This is a genomic window from Streptomyces sp. NPDC048415 (assembly GCF_040651675.1).
In the GTDB taxonomy this organism is placed as follows: Bacteria; Actinomycetota; Actinomycetes; order Streptomycetales; family Streptomycetaceae; genus Streptomyces.
In genome coordinates, this window is sequence record NZ_JBEZKJ010000133.1 from 1 (window position 1) to 18475 (window position 18475).

Consider the following 18475-nt stretch of genomic DNA (forward strand, 5'->3'; position numbering starts at 1 on the left):
TCCAGGGCATGCCGTCGCCGTTCGGCGCCTTGACCGTGGTCTCCATCGTCCTGCTCGAGCTGCCGTTCGTCGTCACGCCCCGGCCCGCACCGTTCGCGCTATCAGACGTACCACAGCCCTGTCGACGTCCGCGCCCACGAGAACAGCACCCAGATCGGGGTCACGGGTACTACAGCCGGAGATCTTGAGGGTCGGTGATCGGCGGGATCGGCTGGTACTTGGCCCAGGCGCGTAGGTGGCGCGGGAGGGGGTCGCCTCGGCGGCGGTAGTGGCTGACCAGGGCGCGGGTTTGGTGGAGTCAGCGCCAGAACTGGCAGGTCAGGGTGGTTTCGACGGGGTGGTGCGCGAGCGTCCCACAACCCCGCGCGCCCCTACATCGCGGACGTGGAGGAGAACGGTCACGACGGCGACGTCCTCCAGGCGGTCCTGGAGCGGCGGAGCTTCGCTGTGGCGCCGGAACTCGTCGTGAGGCTGAACGCGCAGCGGCCCGACGTTCCCAAGGACCGGGAGGCGATTGTGCTGTGCGAGCTGCTGGCCCGCGTGCTCGACCCGGCGGAGTACCCGTACCACGTCCATGTCGTCGAACAGCTCTGGGCCGATCAGCCTCGGGAGGTGTGGGAGAGCGCCCAGCGGCTGCGGGCGCGCGGCCTGTCCCGGGAGCGGGTCCTGGAGCTCCTCGCGAGGGCGCTCCGCCCGCATGTACGCGAGCTTCCCGTGGGTATGGGCGGGGTCGGTTTCGACCTCAAGGAGTATCTGGACTCTCTCGCCGCCCTGTAAGGCCTGACCGGCGTTGGGCAAGGCCGGAACGGCCGTGCCCTGGCTCACGTTCGGCGTCGCTGGTCGGCTTGAATGAACGCTGTGGGTATCAGCGAGGAAGACCTGCGGGCAGCGGCCGGGGCCCGTTCCCGGAACCGAACCGTCAGGCGCGTACCTGGCGGCAGCCTCAGACAGGACCGGTTACCTGGAGTCTCTCGCGGCTCTGTGACAGAGAAGGCCGTGCCCGGGCCGCTGGCGGTCGTCGTGGTGCGCCCGCCTGCCAGACTGGAGGGACCACACGGCGCGGGCAGGAAGGCGACAGCACCGATGGGCAAGCGCAACCAGGAACGGCGCAAGGCAAAGCAGAAGCAGCGCCGCCAGCAGGCACAGGGGCAGGAGCGGCGGCAGTCGACGCGCTCCGGGGCGGCCTTCGGATTCGGCGGCACCTTCAACGGCGGTGCGCAGGACGCGCCGTTCGCATTTGTGCCGCCGCCGCGCGCGCCCTCACTCGCCGATGAACTGGAGCGGGCGGTCCACGAGCTGATCGAGGCGCCTGAGGAGCACGCCGAGCGGGAGATCGCCGCCGCCGCGTCCTGGCTCGCCTCCGCCGAGCGGCGCAAGCCGGCTCTCAGCCGGGCCATGCTCGCGATGACCGACCGGCTCTTCGGTGCGCTGTGGCGCGCCGGCTGGCAGCCGGCTGACGTCGTACGGGCCGTACGCAAGGAGCTGAAGCCCCGTCATGGCCGCCTCGCGGTGGACCTGATCGCCGCCGAGGCGCGGCGGTACGCGGCCCGGGGGCTTGACCACCGTTGGGCGGCGCAGCTGAACGAGCTCGAGGCGCGCGTGTGGTGGGAGTCCGACGAACAGTGGCTGCCCGGCGCGGCCCTGCGTGAGAAGGCGGACCATCTCGATGTCGCGCGCTGCCTGATGGAGCTGCTGCGGCTGCTGTCCTGGCTGCCTGCTCTCGAGCTTCTGTGCCCGCCGCCGAACGCCTCCTCGACCGCTGCGGCGGCCCGGCCCGCGTCTCCTGAGGCGGCGCGGATGCTGGGGCGTATCCGCGCCCTTCTGACGAAGGCCGAGTCGACCGAGTTCCCCGAGGAGGCCGAGGCGCTCACCGCCAAGGCCCAGCAGTTGATGTCCGAGCACAGCATCAGCGAGGCCCTGTTGGCCGCGCGCGGCGGACGCCGGGACACCCCGGCCGGTATCCGGGTGGGAGTGGAGAACCCGTACGAACAGCCCAAGGCGATCCTGCTCGAGGTGGTGGCCCAAGCCAATCGCTGCCGCTCGGTGTGGTCGAAGAACCTCGGCTTCGCCACGGTCATCGGCTTCGAGGCGGATCTGGACTCGGTGGAGCTGCTGTACACCTCGCTGCTGGTCCAGGTGGCCGCGGCCCTCCAGGCCGAGGGCGGACGCACGCATGTGGGCGGTGGCAGTCGTACCCGGTCCTTCCGTCAGTCGTTTTTGACCTCGTACGCGACCAGGATCGGCGAGCGGCTCACCGAGGCGACCGCACAGGCCACTGACGCGGCGGTGGCCGCGTCGGGTGTCCCGGGAGCGTCGGCGCGGGCGGGTGCGGGTGCGCCCGGGGTGCTGCCCGTCCTCGCCGCCCGCCACCGGGCGGTCGAGGAGGAGACCGAACGGATCTTCCCTCAGATCTCCTACTCCCGGTCCTCGGGCATCAGCGACTGGGAAGGCTGGACGAGCGGTCGCGCGGCAGCCGACCGCGCGAGCCTCGGCACCGACAGAGGGGCCTTGCCCTCCCGCTGACCAAAACCCTGACGTGCTCGATGCGGTCGAGTTTGGCGTCGCGCTCGGGGTCCGCGGACTCCTTCCATGTCTTGGTGCGCTGGAAGGTGACGCCACGACGGGCGAGCAGGCGACGTAAGGCTTCACGGCCGATGCGGATGACCCGTCCGTGGACGCGGCGCAGGTAGATCACGAGCTTGCGGATCGACCAACGGGTGAAGGGCTGGCCGAGCTTGGCCGGGCGAGTGGTGGCCGTCGCCACGACGAAGTCCTCGTCGTCAGGGCTGAGTTGGCGGGGACGGCCTCCCGCCCACTGAGGGTCCAGGCAGGCCAGGCCGATCTCGTTGAACCGATGGATCAGGTCGCGGACGGTGTCTTCGTCGGCCTGGACCAACTGGGCGATCACCGGGACGCGGTTCCCGCCGGCCGAGGCCAGCAACATCATCGCGCGCCGATAGCGCACCGAGTTGGTGCTGCCACGGCGCACGATCTGCTGCAGCCGCTGCCCCTCCTGGTCGGTCAATCTGCGCACACGGACAGGCTCGGCCACCGCACCTCCAGCGGTCGGATCGGACGTCACCGCACATCCAACCGCCACGACCACCAACCCGGCGAACCTATACGGTCACAGCACTAGCCCCAGCTCCTTGGTCAACGGCTGCTGAACTTGTCCGCGGCGAGGGCTTGTTTCTGCATTACCGTAGCTTGAGCTGGCGCCGCCCCGCTGCTCACCAGCGGGGCCGCGGGCGGTCGAGGGGCAGCCCGCTGTGACGAAGCCACTGGCCCATGACGGCGCGGTTCTCGCTGCGGAGTAAGCCGGACGCAGCGGCGTGCGTGTATCGGCGGCCATGTCCGTGCGCTTGCGGGGTTCAGCGCCGGATGTGGGTCATCTTCGGGTCGAACAGCGGTTCCTCGGCCACTGTCGCGGCGACACGCTTGCCGAGGTAGTCGATCTCCACATCGATGCCCGGTGTACTCGCCTCGCTGGGAATCCAGGCATAGGCGATGCCCTTGGCGATCGTGTAGCCGTAGGCTGCGCTGGTGACGTAGCCGGCCGGCGATCCGCCGAGGTAGACGGGCTCCTTGCCGAGCACCACGTCGTCCGGGTCGTCGATCGTCAACGCGGTCAGCTTCCGGGACACCGTGTCCGGCGACCTGGCGGCCAGCGCGGCGCGGCCGAGGAAGTCACCGGCGTCCATCCGCACCGCGAAACCGAGGCCGGACTCGTAAGGATCGTGTTCGGTGGTCATGTCGACGCCGGACAGGCGGTAGCCCTTCTCCAGCCGCAGGCTGTTGAACGCGCTGCGGCCCGCAGCGATCACCCCGAGGTGCTGTCCGGCCTGCCACAAGGTGTCCCACAGCCGGGCGCCGAACTCGGCCGATGTGTAGATCTCCCAGCCGAGTTCGCCGACGTAGGATACCCGCAACGCGGTGACCGGCACGTTTCCCAGATACGCGTGCTTCGCCTTGAAGTATCCGAAGCCCGTGTGCGAGAAGTCGGTGCCGGTCAGGGGTTGCACGAGATCGCGGGCCAGCGGACCCCATACGCCGATGCAGCAGGTGCCCCCGGTGATGTCGCGAATATGCACCGAACCATCCGCGGGCGCGTGCCACAGCAGCCAGTCCGTGTCCAGTGCGGAGTTCGCGCCGACCTGGAATCGGTCGTCGGCCAGTCTCGCCACGGTGAGGTCGCTGCGCACACCGCCTGACTGGTCCAGCAACAGGGTGTACGTGACCGCGCCGACCGGCTTGTCCAGGTTGTTGGTTGTCATCCGCTGCAGGAAGCCCAGCGCCCCGGGTCCGGAGATCTCCAGCCGCTTCAGCGGGGTCATGTCGTACAGGGCGACCTTTTCCCGGGTGTGCAACGCCTCGGCACCGGCGATCGGCGACCAGTACCGAGCGGCCCAGTCGTTGCGGCCGGGTATCCCGTAGCCGTCCACAAGGGGCTCATTGGCGGCGAACCAGTGCGGCCGCTCCCAACCGCCGCCTTCCAGGAAGTACGCGCCCAGTTCCCGCTGCCGGCCTTGGAACGGGCTGGTCCGGAGCGGCCGCGGGCTCTCCATCGGCTGCAACGGGTGGATCACGTCGTAGACCTCGACGAAGTTCTGGCAGCCGCGTTCGTGGACGTAGTCCGGCGCCAACTGGAAGTCCTCGAACCGGTTCACATCGCACTCGTGCACGTCGACCTCCGGCTGGCCGTCCACCAGCCACTGCGCCACCGCCCGCGCCACCCCGGCGGAATGGGTGACCCACACCGCCTCGGCCAGCCAGAATCCCTTGACGTGCCGGGATTCGCCGAGCAGCGGCATACCGTCGGTGGTGAAGGAGAAGATCCCGTTGAAGCCGTCCCCCACCTTCGCCCCGGCCAACGGGGGCAGCAGGTCGACCGCGTCCTGCCAACTCGGCGCGAAGTCCTCCGGGGTGAAGGCGAGCATGGAGGGCTGCCTGCCGGCATCCTGCCAGTTCGCCGAGGGGCCGAGTCCTTCCAGGCTCGCCCGCATTGGGCGGTGCGCGTAGCTGCCGATGCCGATGCGGTCCACGTGCTCGCGGAAGTACAGGTCGGCATCCTGGTGCCGGAGGATCGGCCGGACCGCCTCGGCGGCCTCGTCGATCGTGCCGGCGAGCGCGGCCAACGGCGTGGTCGTGACGTACTGGTGGGCCAAGGGCACCAGCGGTACGGGCTGCCCGACCAGAGCGCCGACCGCGGGGCCCCAGAAACCGGCACAGGACACCACGATGTCCGCGTCCAGCCGGCCGGATTCGGTGACGACGCCGGTGACCCGGCCACCGGCCTGCTCGATGTCGACCACCTTGGTATTGCCCACGAAGGTGGCGCCCCGCGCACTGGCCAGCCTGGCCTGCGCCTCGGCGGCACGGACCGCCTTGGCCAGGCCGTCGGTGGGCACATAGAAGCCGCCCAGCACTCGCTCGCGGTCCAGCAGCGGATACCGCTCCGCGCATTCCGCCGCGTCCAGCAGTCGCGCGTCGACGCCCCACGACGCTGCCCAGCCCGCCTTGCGGTGCAGATCGCTCCACCGCTCCGCGGTGGTCGCCACCTCCAGGCCGCCCACCTGCCGGAAGCACCACTGCCCGTCCAGCGTGAGGCCGGAGAACTTCTCCACCGTGTAGCGGGCGAACTCCGTCATCGTCTTCGACGAGTTGGCCTGGAAGACCAGGCCGGGAGCGTGCGAGGTGGACCCGCCCGTGGCGAACAGCGGGCCCTGGTCGAGCACGGTCACCGCGGTCCAGCCGCGCGCAGTCAGTTCCTCGGCGAGGGAACATCCGACGATGCCGGCTCCGACGATTACGACGCGAGGTTGGGTCGTCATGTGACCTTCCAAAGCATTGGCCTGACAGCTGATATCGAACCGCCGGCGGATGGGGGAGCCGGCCGCGACGCGTTACCCGGCGTCGGTCTCGAGGCGGGTGAGCGAGACCGATCGCAGGTCCCGCTTCCGGGCCCATCGGACGGCCCATCCGATACCCACGACCGCCCACAGCACGGAGAACAGGACGATGCTGCCTCCGGTCTTGAACGGCAGACCCAGTTCAGCGACGAAGAATCCCTGGTAGAGGATGTAGCCGTCGATGATGATGCCGATGACGGGCACGGCGCCGTTGACGAACCAGCGGAATTCCGCGCGCTTGTAGCGCAGGTGGTAGACGAGGTTGGCGACGTTGACCCCGAGGTAGCAGATCAGCACGAAGAAGACGAAGATCACGCCGAGATATCCATACCCGCTGGAGGGGCCGCCCTGCCACCAGGCGAAGAAGACCAGAGCCACGGCGGAGATGACGATCGTGGCCAGTTCGGCGTTCCAGGGGCCCTGGGTCTTGCTGTCCACCTTCGCCAGCCGGGCCGGACCAAAGCCTTCACGGGCCACCGCGTACAGCAGCCGGCTCGCCGCGTAGACCGAGGCGCCGAAGCTCGCGATCGCCGCGGTGAAGCCGGTGATCGGCACAAGGATGGCGAGTGCGCCGACGTACTTCTGGGCGATCGGGTAGACCGGGGTGACCTGGCCGGCACTGACGTAGGCCTCAACGGTGTGCACCGGCACCGAGATAGCGAAGCCGTATGAGGTCAGTGCCCAGAACCCGCCGGCGATGACCGTGATGAGGATGGTCGCGAGCGGAATCATCCGGCTCGGGGTCTTCGACTCCTCCGCCACCGGTGCGACGCTGTCGACGCCCGCGATCGACATGAATGCGAAGACCAGCGCCAGACCGAGCCCGGAGAATCCCGCCTTGGCGGCCCCGGGGTTGAACGGTGCGGCCGAGAAGTGCCCGAGCGAGCCGCCGCGAGCGACGATGACGACAGCCACAATCGCGACGAACGCGGCCTCGAATATCATGAGCGCCCCGATCATCCGAGCGCCCAACCGGATATTGCTGCGGGCCATGTAGGCGGCCACGGCTATGGACAGGAAGCCCCCGGCGTAGCCCGTCAAAAGCGACGCGTGTACGCCGAAATATTGCAGAAAAGCGTTGAAGAAGACCGCGAATGCCAGCGGGTACAGGGCCGCGGCGACGACGTACCCAGTGATCATCATCCAGCCCACCCAGAGCCCAACGCCCGGTCGGGTGCTCTCCCACAGCCAGGTGAAGGCGCTGCCCGCCGAGGGGCGGCGCCCGTTCATCACCGCGAAGCTGATCGCGGTCGGTATGATGGCAATGGTGATGAGAAGAAACACCAGAGGCATGACGGGGCCGCCGGCAGCGGATTCGATGAACCCCATGTTGAGATAGATGACCGGCGCGAGCGCGAAGTACGCGAGGCCGATAAAGGCCACCCGGCGTAGGTTGAGGCTGCCGCCGGCCAGCCGCGTTCCCGGCAGGGACGGGGCGGCGGCCGCGCCCGGCGCAGCTCTCTCGGAGACAGTCGGCTCAGGGGGCATGCTCACTGGCGTCTTCCTATCGTGGAGGTTTTTCGGATCGGGCCCCGTACGGCGGCGCGGTCAATGGCAGAACCACCGCCACCGGCAAACCAGCATTGGTGTTTATCGGGTCTGGAAGATGCTCAGCGGCATCGTCATGCCGACATTCCAGACGCCGGAGTCCACGATTTCGAAGATTTTGAGGTCTCCGGCGGCGCTGCAGAGGATGTAGGCGTCTTCACGAGTCAGTCCGTGCTCGTCGACCAGCCAGTCGATCATGGCTCGGGTCGCCTTTTTCGCGCCGGTCATCAGATCCGGGTCGATGCCCATCGTGGAGTGGTAGCCGGCCGCGTCCCTCTGTGAGACCGCGGCGGGCGGGACCCGGAAACTCGGCGCCTCGGACCGCCGCTTGTGCAGCGTGAACCGCAGTGACGCCTGCATCGGGCATTCCACGGCGGTCACGCAGACCTCGCCGTCGCCCTGCGCCGCGTGAGGATCACCACAGGAGAACAGTGCTCCGTCGGCGAAGACCGGGAGCCACAGCGTGACGCCGGCGGTGAGATGCCGGTTGTCCATGTTGCCGCCGCCGTGGTGGGGCGGGAACGGCAACTGCCGGGCGGGTTCCCCCGGATGATTTCCCAGCACCCCGAGGAACGGCGACACCGGGATCTCCACGCCTGGGACGAGAGTCGTGGTCGCCCCCTTGGTCAGGTCGAACGTCCGGACATATCCATCGGGGAAGTCCTCCGGCAGCAGACCGAGTCCGGGCAGGAACGCCGCCCACCCCCAGTCGCCGGGCTTCAGATCGAGGATCTCGACCTCCAGCGTGTCGCCGGCCTGCGCGCCGTTGACGAACAGGGGCCCGGACAGGTTGTAAATCGTATCGAAGTCGAACTTGCTCTCGGGGTACGTCGCACCGGGCCAGACCTGGCCCTCACCGGCCACCTTGAGGTCGTAGTGCACCACGTCGCCGGAATCGATCGCCAGCGCGGGTTCGAGGTCGGCGTCCCACTCATGATGGATCAAGGTCGGTTCGATAACGTGTTCGCGCGCAGCCATCGCGACTCCATTCGGCGCTCGTCGGTACAACGACTCTCGATGGATGAGTAACCGTCGAACTGATATACCAGAAGCTAAAGCGCGAAAGTTTTGGCGTCAACACCCCAATGTGTCCGCCATGTAACACCTGGCCGGACGCTCACCTCGATGGGAAGCAGCGGAATGCGGATGGATCTGGCGGACGAAGGCAGGTCAGCGGGGGCGTCTCTGTCGGATCGGGCATACGCCGTGATCCGCGATCTGCTGATCACTTTGGAGATCGCCCCTGGATCGATCATCAACGAGGAGGCCCTGATGCAGCGCCTCGGGATGGGGCGCACCCCTGTCCGTGAGGCGATCAAGCGGCTGGAGCTCGAGAAGCTCGCCTCGATCTATCCCCGCCGCGGCACGTTCGCGACGGACATCAACATCGCCGATCTGGGCCGCATCTCCGAAGTCCGCATTCCGCTCGAGGGATTGGTAGCGGCCTGCGCCGCCAGCCGCGCCAGTCAGGACGACATCGAGGCACTGGAGGGAATCCTTGGCGCGCTCGGCGACACCAATGACAACCGACGGCTGCTGGAGGTCGACGTGTCGATGCACCGGGCCGTCTACCACGCCGCGCGCAACCCCTACCTGGAGGCGACACTGAACCAGTACCTCAACCTCTCACTCCGCATGCTCTACCTCGTCCTCGAACGCCTGCCGCACATGCCCGACCACCTCGCCGAGCAGCGCGCACTGGTCAACGCCATCAAGGCCCGCGACAGCGACCGAGCGCAGGCGCTCGCCGTCCAGCACCTGACCGCCTTCGCCGACGAAATGCGAGCCGTGCTGTAGGCAGGCACCGGACGCGCGCCGGTCAGATCACCTTGCGGATGGCGGACTCGAATCCCGCCACATGGCCGGCGGCGAAGCCCGCCGACCTGTCCACGTCGCCGTCGATGATCGCGCGCAACAGCGGCCCGTGCTCGCCCACGTGGCCGGAAAGCCCCGGCAGGCGATCGAGGAACAGGCACCAGATGCGTGTCGCCAGGTTGCCATACCGGATCAGGGTGTCCGCGAGATAGGGGTTGTGGGTCGCGGCGTACACAGCGCGGTGGACGCGCACGTCCAGGCGGATGAGTTCGCGCACGTCACTCGACCCGGTTGAGCCGAGTTCGGCCAGCAGGGCCGCCAACTCGGCGCGGTCATGCCCGGTGAGGCGACGGGCGGCGGCAGCCGCGGCCAGGGGTTCGAGCTGCTGACGGACCTCGGAGATGTGCCCGAGATCCGTGATGTGGACCTCCGTCGCGAAGGTGCCGCGTCGTGGATACGCGATGACGAGCCGTTCGGACTCGAGCCGCTTGAGCGCCTCCCGTACGGGCGTACGGCCGAGCCCGAGCTCGTTTGCCACCTGCTCGTCACTGATCGGCGCCCCCGGCCGGATCTGCAGGGTCACCAGCCGGTCGCAGATGACCCGGTACGCCTGTTCGGCCAGCGATCGCCGGCCCCCCTCGTCAGCAGCCCACATGGCGTGCCGGGCACCTCCCTTGACGCGAGCCATCTCCATGATTACGGTAGCAATCTAATATATCAGTCTTTTGCGATCGAGGATTTCAGACGCTGCTCACGGGTGTCCGGGACGAGTGCACGGCTTGGATGCGGATGCCGGCGACGTCCTGTCCCGGTCGGCCATCCAGGAAGCAGGCACGCGATGAGGACTTCGACGACCGTCGGCGGCGTGTCACTGGCAGACGGTGTGCCCGACCATCCGGCCTTCCTGTGGCGCAACCCGGACCCCAAGCCCTCCTACGACGTGGTGATCGTCGGGGGCGGCGGCCATGGCCTGGCGACCGCTTACTACCTGGCGAAGAACCACGGCATCACCAATGTGGCGGTGCTGGAGAAGGGCTGGCTGGCTGGCGGCAACATGGCCCGCAACACGACGATCATCCGGTCGAACTACCTGTGGGACGAGAGTTCGGGGATTTACGAGCACTCGCTCAAGCTGTGGGAGGGGCTCGAAGAGGACCTGGGCTATCCGATCCTGTTCAGCCAGCGCGGCGTGCTGAACCTGGCGCACAGCCTGCAGGACGTCCGCGACAGCAGGCGACGGGTCCACGCCAACCGGCTCAACGGCATCGACGCGGAGTGGCTGGAGCCCCAGGACGTCGCGAAGGTCTGCCCGATCGTCAACGTCTCCCCCGAGACACGCTACCCGGTGCTCGGGGCGACCTACCAGCCTCGCGCGGGCATCGCCAAGCACGACTACGTCGCCTGGGGTTTCGCCCGCCGCGCCGACGAGTACGGGATCGACCTGATCCAGAACTGTGAGGTCACCGGTCTCGATGTCGTGGGCGGCCGGGTCGTGGGCGTACAGACCAGCCGCGGCAGGATCGCGGCCGGGAAGGTGGCGCTGGCCGCTGCCGGCCACTCGTCCGTACTCGCCGGGATGGCGGGTCTGCGGCTGCCGATCCAGAGCCATCCGCTGCAGGCACTGGTCTCGGAGCTGCTCGAACCGATTCACCCCACAGTGGTGATGTCGAACGCCGTACACGTGTACGTCTCGCAGGCGCACAAGGGCGAGCTGGTGATGGGCGCGGGCATCGACAGCTACAACGGATACGGTCAGCGCGGCGCCTTCCACATCATCGAGCGGCAGATGTCCGCCGCCCTGGAGCTGTTCCCGCTCTTCGCCCGCGCCCATCTGCTGCGCACGTGGGCCGGCGTCGTCGACGTCACCCCGGACGCCTCTCCCATTGTGGGACTCACGCCCGTCGGCGGCCTGTACCTCAACTGCGGCTGGGGTACCGGCGGGTTCAAGGCCACTCCCGGCGTCGGCTGGTGTTTCGCACACACCGTCGCGCACGACGAGCCGCACCCCTACAACGCCCCGTTCACCCTGGACCGGTTCACCACCGGCGCTCTGGTCGACGAGCACGGCGCGGCCGGCGTCGCGCACTGAGCACGGCCTGTTCCCACGAAGAGAGACGCGATGCAGCTCATTCCCTGTCCCTGGTGCGGTGACCGTGAAGAGGCCGAGTTCCACTACGGCGGCCAAGCCCACGTGGCCTGTCCGGCCGACCCGCACGCCCTGACCGACGCCCAGTGGGCGCAGTTCGTGTTCTTCCGTGACAACCCCAAGGGCCCCTTCGCGGAGCGCTGGATGCACGCCGCGGGCTGCCGCCGGTGGTTCAACGCCATCCGTGACACCGCCACCCACGATCTGCTCGCCGTGTACCGCGTCGGCGAGCCCCGACCACACATCGTCGCACTGGCGACGGGACAGCACCGGGGGCAGGTGGAGAGCGCATGACGGGCCAGTTCCGGGTCGACGGCCGCGGCCGCACAGACCGCGGCACCGAGTTGACCTTCACTTTCGACGGCACGCGGTACCACGGCCACCCCGGTGACACCCTGGCCTCGGCGCTGCTCGCCAACGGTGTGCACAACGTCGCGACCGGGATCAAGTACGGACGTCCCCGCGGCATCATGGCCGCCGGCGTCGAGGACCCGGGCGCCCTGGTACAGATCGAGGCGCCGTTCCCCGAGCCCATGCTGACCGCGACAACCGTCGAGCTGTACGACGGCCTGGTCGCCCGCGGCCTGCGCGGGCAGGGCCGGCTCGGCGGCGAGCCGGATCCGGCCCGCTACGATGCGATGCACGCGCACTGCGACGTCCTGGTGGTCGGTGCCGGGCCGGCCGGGCTGGCCGCCGCACTGGCCGGCGCCCGAGCGGGAGCCCGCGTCATGCTCGTCGACGACCAACCCCGGACAGGCGGGTCCCTCCAGGGGACCACCGAAACCCTCGACGGTGCACCCGCGGCCGACTGGGCAGCCCGGGTCACCGATGAACTCGCCACCTTCCCCGAGGTCCGCGTGCTCACCCGCACGATGGCCTTCGGCCACTACGACGACGGGTTCGTACTCGCCCTGGAGAAGCGGACCGACCACCTCGGGGCATCCGCGCCCGCGCAGCTGTCGCGGCAACGGATCTGGCGGATCCGCGCGAAGCAGGTCGTCGTCGCCACCGGAGCACACGAACGCCCGGTGGTGTTCGCCGACAACGACCGACCGGGCATCATGCTGGCCGGCGCGGCGCGCACGTACCTCAACCGCTACGGCGTGCTGGCCGGACGCGGCATCGCGGTCTTCACCACCAACGACAGCGCTTACGGTGCCGCGATCGAACTGGCCGACGCCGGTGCGGACATCGCGGCCGTCCTCGACGCCCGCGACGACGTACCGGGTTCCCTCGCGGCCGAGTGTCTGCGGCGCGGCATCGAGGTGCGGCCGGGGCATGTGGTGACCGGCACCAGCGGGGGCGACCGGATCACCCGTGCGCACGTAGCGCCCTGCACCGCGGGCCGACTGGGCGCGCGCCGGGGCGTCTCCTGCGACCTGTTGCTGGTCTCGGGAGGCTGGAACCCGGTGGCGCATCTGTTCAGCCAGGCGCGCGGCAAGCTGCGCTACGACGACACGATCGGCGCCTTTCTTCCCGACGGCCCGTTGCCCGCCGTTCGCACGGCGGGTTCGGCCCGAGGGGTATTCACACTTGCCGGCTGCCTCGCCGATGGCGACGAGGCCGCGCGGCAGGCGCTGGCCGCGACAGGCCGAACCGTCGCGCCGGCGGCTCTGCCCACCGCCGTCGAGCCGACCGACGGCCTGCCCGGCCGTGTGCTGTGGTCGGTGCCCGACCCCCGCGAGGGCGGCGGCGCCGACGTGCGGTTCGTCGATCTGCAGCGCGACGTCACCGTGGCGGACGTGCTGCGCGCCACCGGCGCCGGCCTTCGGTCCGTGGAACATGTCAAGCGGTACACCACCCTCGGCACCGCGCACGACCAAGGGAAGACGTCGGGCGTCATCGCCTCCGGCATCGTCGCGCAGGCGCTCGGGGTGGACATCGCCGACCTGGGCACGACCACCTTCCGGCCGCCTTACACACCCGTGTCCTTCACCGCGCTGGCCGGCCGGGACCGGGACGCGCTGTTCGACCCGGTGCGGGTGACCGCGATCCACGCCTGGCATGTCGAGCACGGCGCGGTGTTCGAGAACGTCGGGCAGTGGAAGCGCCCCTGGTACTACCCGCGGCCCGGCGAGGACATCGACACGTCCGTCCTGCGCGAGTGCCGCGCGGCCCGCGAGAGCGTCGCGCTGATGGACGGCTCGACGCTCGGCAAGATCACGGTTCAGGGTCCCGACGCCGACGAGCTGCTCGACCGGATCTACACCAACCTGATGAGCAGCCTGAAGGTCGGCTCCGCGCGCTACGGCGTCATGTGCGGCGTGGACGGCATGGTCATCGACGACGGCACTGTCATCCGCGTCGCCGACGAGGAGTTCCTGCTCACCACGACCACCGGCAACGCCGCCAAGGTCCTGGAGTGGATGGAGGAATGGCTGCAGACCGAATGGCCCCAGCTGCGCGTCAGCCTGACCTCGGTCACCGAGCACTGGGCGACCATCCCGCTCGTGGGGCCCCGCTCCCGTGACGTACTCGCCGCCGTCGCACCCGGCCTGGATGTCGGCAACGACGCCTTCCCGTTCATGACCTGGCGCGACGCGACCGTCGCCGGCGTCCCCGCCCGCGTCTGCCGGATCAGCTTCTCCGGCGAGCTCGCCTACGAGGTCAACGTCGTGGCCTGGAACGGCGTGGCCGTGTGGGAGGCGCTGATCGCGGCCGGCGTGCCCTACGGCATCACGCCGTACGGCACCGAGACCATGCATGTGCTGCGCGCCGAGAAGGGTTACCCGATCATCGGCCAGGACACGGACGGCACCGTCACACCACAGGACCTCGGCATGTCATGGGTGGTGTCGAAGAAGAAGCCCGACTTTATCGGCAAGCGGTCCTTCGCCCGGCCGGAGAACACCAGGTCCGACCGCAAACAGCTCGTCGGTCTCCTGCCGGTCGACCCGTACGTGCTGCTGCCCGAGGGCGCCCAGCTCATCACCACCGAATCGGTGCCACCACCGCCGGTCCCGATGCTCGGGCACGTGACCTCGAGTTACCGCAGCGCGGCGCTGAACCGAACCTTCGCGCTCGCTCTCGTCCGGTCCGGCAGGGAGCGTATCGGCGAGAAGCTGTACGTCCACCTCGACGGCACCGTCGTGCCGGTGACGGTGACCGATCCCGTGCTCTACGACAAGGAGGGGGCTCGCCGTGACGGTTGAGACATCCATCCGCCGCAGCCCGCTCGCCGACTGGGCAGCGGCGTTCGATCAACTGCTCGCCGGCATCCAGATCCTGGAAATGCCCTTCCTCACCCAGCTGTCGCTGCGGCTCGACCCCGGCGGCCCGGCCGCGGCATCGGTCCAGAAGGCCATCGGCGTCGCCTTGCCGACCGCCCCGTGCACGTTTGTGGGCACCGATGAGGTGGAGGCCCTCTGGCTGGGTCCGGACGAGTGGCTCCTCGTCGCACCGCCGGGGACGCAGACGCGACTCCAGGACGCCCTGCGAGCGGCGATCGGCGACGACGTCGGTACGGTCACCGACGTCTCGGCCCAGCGGACCACGCTCTGCGTGTCCGGCAGTCTCACGCGGGAGGTTCTCGCACGAGGCTGCGCGATCGACCTGCACCCGCGGGTCAGTCCTGTGGGGACGTGTGTGCAGACCAGGCTCGCGCAGGCCGGCGTCATCCTGCTGGTCCGGGACGACACGGCGACCTGTGTCCGGCTGCTCGTCCGTTCGTCCTTCGCCGCCTACGCAGCGTCCTGGCTGGTCGACGCGTGCACCGAGTACCGGGAAGAGGCGCTGTGACCATCGGCGTGGGGCCGGTGCGCGCGGCCGGGATGTCCGTCCGGTCCCCCGGTCGGGACCGCCTCCGAGCCCACGACGGCCCGCGTCCGCGCGTCCGCGGCAGGGATGAACGACAAGAACAAGGAGACAGCCCGTGGCCCGCTCGCGCTCACCGTCCTCGCCTTCAGAGGGGACGGGCATGACCCATCACTTCGTGCTTACTCTGAGCTGCCCCGAGCGACCGGGAATCGTCCACTCGGTGACGTCCTTTCTCGTCCAGCACGGCTGCGACATCAGCGAACACCAGCAGTTCGACGATCAGGTGCACGGCCATTTGTTCCTGCGGACCAGCTTCACCTCTCCCTCGCAGGTGCTGACACTTCAGCACCTGCGCGACGCCTTCGGGCCGGTAGCGGCAGCGTTCGGCATGAGCTGGCAGATACGTGACGCCGCCCACAGGCCGCGGGTCCTGGTGATGGTGTCGAAGTTCGACCACTGCCTCGCCGACTTGCTCTACCGCTGGCGCAGCGAGGCCCTGGACGCCGAACTGGCCCTGGTGGTGTCGAACCACCCCGACCTGCGCCCATTGGCGCGCGCGGCCGGGGTCGCGTTCGAGCACGTTCCGGTCACCGCGGAGACCAAGCCGCAGGCCGAGGGCCGGCTCCTCGAACTCGTCGACGAGCACCAGATCGAACTGGTGGTCCTGGCACGCTACATGCAGGTCCTGTCCAACGACCTGTGCAAGCGTCTCGAGGGGCGCGCCATCAACATCCACCATTCCTTCCTGCCGGGCTTCGCCGGCGCGAAGCCCTACCACCAGGCCTACCTCCGGGGCGTGAAGATGGTCGGCGCGACCGCCCACTACGTCACCGCCGACCTGGACGAGGGCCCGATCATCGAGCAGGAAGTCATCCGGGTGGACCACCGTCTCTCCCCGGACCAACTCGTACGCATCGGCCGGGACGCCGAACGACTTGCCCTCGCCCGAGCGGTCAACTGGCACTGCCAGAACCGTGTACTGCTCCACGGCAACCGCACGGTCGTGTTCAGCTGACGCCACACACTGTGGTGCGGACCCGCGAGACCACATCGGCCGGCTACCAGCGCGCGCTCGCCGCGCACCAAGCCAGCAAGAAAGGCGCTGGCGGCCGAGTCCCGCAAATGCGTCAACTGCCACAGGTCGAACAAGCCATGGGCGCCAAGACCCTGGCCCTGCTCAGACAACTGGAGGCGGCCTGCATCAGCGCGGATGAGCTCGCTGCCGCCGCAGTGGAGTCTTTTGAAAGGCACCCGGACGCCGAGATCATCACCAGCTTCCCGGGGCTCGGCTCCCTCACCGGCGCCCGGGTGCTCGCCGAGATCGGGCGACGACCGATCCCGCTTCGCCGACGCACGCTCACTCAAGGCCTACGCCGGGGCCGCACCGGTCACCCGGGCGTCCGGCAAGTGCGTCTCGGTCCAGGCACGCCGCGTCAAGAACCAGCGTCTGGCCTGTGGGGTGCGGAAACTCACGCATGACCTGTGACCAGGCACTTTGCGATGGACGGCCATCCTGGCACGCTCGGACTGCATGGCACTGCGCATGCTCACGCCGTGAGATGGCGGACAAGCTGCTGATCAAGCCAACGGGTGGGCCAGGTCGGCGCCCGTCTCCGGCAGACATCTCGGGGGAACGGCAGTCCCTGACGGGGCGCCAGTTATTTTGCGAGTCATGCCGGATCACGAGCGCCGAGCCTGGCAGCAACCCATCCCGGGCCGCAGAAGAACTCTCACAGTTATCTTCTTCGCGGTCCTGCAAGAGGACCGCTGGCCTCCGGGCCCGGCATGACTGTTCCCCCCTGTCGAGCGGATGACCTGGGGGGTGGTGTCACCGGGGCCCGAGAGGCGCCGTTGGAGACGCTGATGAGAGGTCTGACCACCGCCTGGCCTGGCGAAATGCCCGGCATCTCGCGGGCGGCAGGTCTGCATAACGTGGATGCGCGCATACGACGCCAACGCCCTGGCCAGCACTGCACGAACCCGGTTCGGGAGGATGGGTTGTACGACATCGAACACGTGGGCGTCTTCCTCGGCCTGGACGTCGGCAAGAGTGCCCATCACGGGCACGGGCTGACTCCGGCCGGCAAGAAGGTCTTCGACAAGCAGCTGCCCAACAGCGAGCCGAAGCTGCGGGCCGTCTTCGACAAGCTGGCCGCGAAGTTCGGCACTGTGCTGGTGATCGTGGACCAGCCCGCCTCGATCGGAGCCCTGCCCCTGACGGTCGCCCGCGACGCCGGCTGCAAGGTCGCCTACCTGCCCGGACTCGCGATGCGGCGGATCGCCGACCTGTATCCGGGCGAGGCGAAGACCGACGCGAAGGACGCCGCGGTGATCGCGGACGCCGCCCGGACGATGCCGCACACCCTGCGCTCGCTGGAGGTGACCGACGAGATCACCGCCGAACTGACCGTGCTGGTGGGCTTCGATCAGGACCTGACGGCCGAGGCCACCCGCACCAGCAACCGGATACGCGGCCTGCACACCCAGTTCCACCCCAGCCTGGAGCGCGTCCTTGGGCCGCGCCTGGACCACCAGGCCGTGACCTGGCTGCTGGAACGCTACGGATCTCCGGCCGCCCTGCGCAAAGCCGGACGCCGCAAGCTGGTTGAGGTGATCCGGCCTAAGGCCCCGCGCATGGCCCAGCGCCTGATCGACGACGTCTTCGACGCGCTCGACGAACAGACCGTCGTCGTCCCGGGCACCGGCACCCTCGACGTCGTGATCCCGTCCCTGGCCCGCTCGCTCGCAGCCGTCCACGAACAGCGACGAGCCCTCGAAGCGCAGATCAGGCAGTTGCTGGGGGCTCACCCTCGTTCCCAAGTCCTGACCTCGATGCCGGGGGTCGCGGTCAGGACCGCCGCCACCTTGCTGGTCACCGTCGGCGACGGCACCAGCTTTGCGGGTGCCGATAAATCATCCGCACAGGTCAGCGCACTTACGGACAGTACAACCGTGCGCTGCACGGAGGCCAAATTGAACGCGTTCAAGCGCGCAACCGTTACGTGTTGAACATGTTCAGATCCCATCCGCTCAGCGGAAGGCCATAAGGCCGCTGACCTGCGCGGACGTAATTATCGGCACCCGCAGGGTTCGATTCCCGTCCCCCGCTCCATCGGAAAGCCCCAGGCAGACCGCCTGGGGCTTCCTTGTTGTCCCGCCCGGATCAGGCGTCTCGTGCCGGATCCGTGCCGGATGCGAGGTCATTCACTGCATTGCGCCGCTCCCCCACCGGGCGGTCCGGCCGGGCGCGATCGTGCCGCGCCACTGCTGTTCCTCCCACTGTGGGGCGAACACCCCGTGG

The 18475-nt window shown here is 68.9% G+C and carries 10 protein-coding genes and 4 pseudogenes; 9 read left to right on the forward strand and 5 right to left on the reverse strand.

Annotation, left to right across the window (positions count from 1 at the left end; all coding sequences use genetic code 11):
• Nucleotides 1-384 precede the first annotated feature (384 nt).
• Together AB0D27_RS41685 and AB0D27_RS41690 are read left to right on the forward strand one after the other, a co-directional pair.
• On the forward strand, nt 385-777 hold the full coding sequence (locus AB0D27_RS41685) for a hypothetical protein (protein WP_362519871.1): 393 nt from the start codon (nt 385-387) through the stop codon (nt 775-777).
• Between the two features lie 306 nt (nt 778-1083).
• A complete protein-coding gene (locus tag AB0D27_RS41690) occupies nt 1084-2523 on the forward strand; it encodes a DUF2786 domain-containing protein (RefSeq protein WP_362519874.1) in 1440 nt (479 codons plus the stop codon).
• Between the two features lie 16 nt (nt 2524-2539).
• Here the strand turns inward: AB0D27_RS41690 and AB0D27_RS41695 are convergent.
• The 4 genes and pseudogenes from AB0D27_RS41695 to AB0D27_RS41710 form a co-directional block, all read right to left on the reverse strand.
• Nucleotides 2540-3052, reverse strand: a pseudogene (locus tag AB0D27_RS41695) (helix-turn-helix domain-containing protein); the annotation flags it as partial.
• A gap of 319 nt (nt 3053-3371) precedes the next feature.
• Nucleotides 3372-5831: an FAD-dependent oxidoreductase gene (locus tag AB0D27_RS41700; protein WP_362519877.1), complete on the reverse strand. Its 2460-nt coding sequence runs from the start codon at nt 5829-5831 to the stop codon at nt 3372-3374.
• Between the two features lie 72 nt (nt 5832-5903).
• Nucleotides 5904-7397: an APC family permease gene (locus AB0D27_RS41705; protein WP_362519893.1), complete on the reverse strand. Its 1494-nt coding sequence runs from the start codon at nt 7395-7397 to the stop codon at nt 5904-5906.
• A 102-nt stretch (nt 7398-7499) separates the two neighbouring features.
• Entirely contained in the window at nt 7500-8402 is a 903-nt protein-coding gene (locus tag AB0D27_RS41710; protein ID WP_362519880.1) for an acetamidase/formamidase family protein, read from the reverse strand.
• A gap of 180 nt (nt 8403-8582) precedes the next feature.
• On the opposite strand from AB0D27_RS41710, the gene AB0D27_RS41715 reads away from it, so the two are divergent.
• On the forward strand, nt 8583-9254 hold the full coding sequence (locus AB0D27_RS41715) for a GntR family transcriptional regulator (RefSeq protein ID WP_362519882.1): 672 nt from the start codon (nt 8583-8585) through the stop codon (nt 9252-9254).
• Nucleotides 9255-9276: 22 nt separating this feature from the next.
• On the opposite strand, the gene AB0D27_RS41720 is transcribed toward AB0D27_RS41715, so the two are convergent.
• A complete protein-coding gene (locus AB0D27_RS41720) occupies nt 9277-9927 on the reverse strand; it encodes a GntR family transcriptional regulator (RefSeq protein WP_362519895.1) in 651 nt (216 codons plus the stop codon).
• 210 nt (nt 9928-10137) lie between these two features.
• On the opposite strand from AB0D27_RS41720, the gene AB0D27_RS41725 reads away from it, so the two are divergent.
• The 6 genes and pseudogenes from AB0D27_RS41725 to AB0D27_RS41750 form a co-directional block, all read left to right on the forward strand.
• A complete protein-coding gene (locus tag AB0D27_RS41725) occupies nt 10138-11361 on the forward strand; it encodes a sarcosine oxidase subunit beta family protein (protein ID WP_362519885.1) in 1224 nt (407 codons plus the stop codon).
• A gap of 30 nt (nt 11362-11391) precedes the next feature.
• Nucleotides 11392-14570, forward strand: a pseudogene (locus AB0D27_RS41730) (sarcosine oxidase subunit alpha family protein).
• The gene (locus tag AB0D27_RS41735) at nt 14560-15156 is read left to right on the forward strand and encodes a sarcosine oxidase subunit gamma family protein (protein ID WP_362519888.1); all 597 of its coding nucleotides are present in this window, start codon (nt 14560-14562) and stop codon (nt 15154-15156) included. The pseudogene AB0D27_RS41730 and the gene AB0D27_RS41735 overlap by 11 nt, the downstream one beginning before the upstream one ends.
• Nucleotides 15157-15334: 178 nt before the next feature.
• Nucleotides 15335-16189, forward strand: coding sequence for a formyltetrahydrofolate deformylase (gene purU / locus AB0D27_RS41740; protein ID WP_362519891.1), 855 nt, complete (start codon nt 15335-15337; stop codon nt 16187-16189).
• A gap of 110 nt (nt 16190-16299) precedes the next feature.
• Nucleotides 16300-16582, forward strand: a pseudogene (locus AB0D27_RS41745) (transposase); the annotation flags it as partial.
• 590 nt (nt 16583-17172) lie between these two features.
• Nucleotides 17173-18072: pseudogene (locus tag AB0D27_RS41750) on the forward strand (IS110 family transposase); the annotation flags it as partial.
• Nucleotides 18073-18475: the final 403 nt, after the last annotated feature.

Coding starts and splice junctions, on each gene's coding strand:
- AB0D27_RS41690 (WP_362519874.1), top strand. CDS start 1,084: ATGGGCAAGCGCAACCAGGAACGGCGCAAGGCAAAGCAGAAGCAGCGC.
- AB0D27_RS41700 (WP_362519877.1), bottom strand. CDS start 5,831: ATGACGACCCAACCTCGCGTCGTAATCGTCGGAGCCGGCATCGTCGGA.
- AB0D27_RS41705 (WP_362519893.1), bottom strand. CDS start 7,397: ATGCCCCCTGAGCCGACTGTCTCCGAGAGAGCTGCGCCGGGCGCGGCC.
- AB0D27_RS41715 (WP_362519882.1), top strand. CDS start 8,583: ATGGGAAGCAGCGGAATGCGGATGGATCTGGCGGACGAAGGCAGGTCA.
- AB0D27_RS41720 (WP_362519895.1), bottom strand. CDS start 9,927: ATGTGGGCTGCTGACGAGGGGGGCCGGCGATCGCTGGCCGAACAGGCG.
- purU (WP_362519891.1), top strand. CDS start 15,335: ATGACCCATCACTTCGTGCTTACTCTGAGCTGCCCCGAGCGACCGGGA.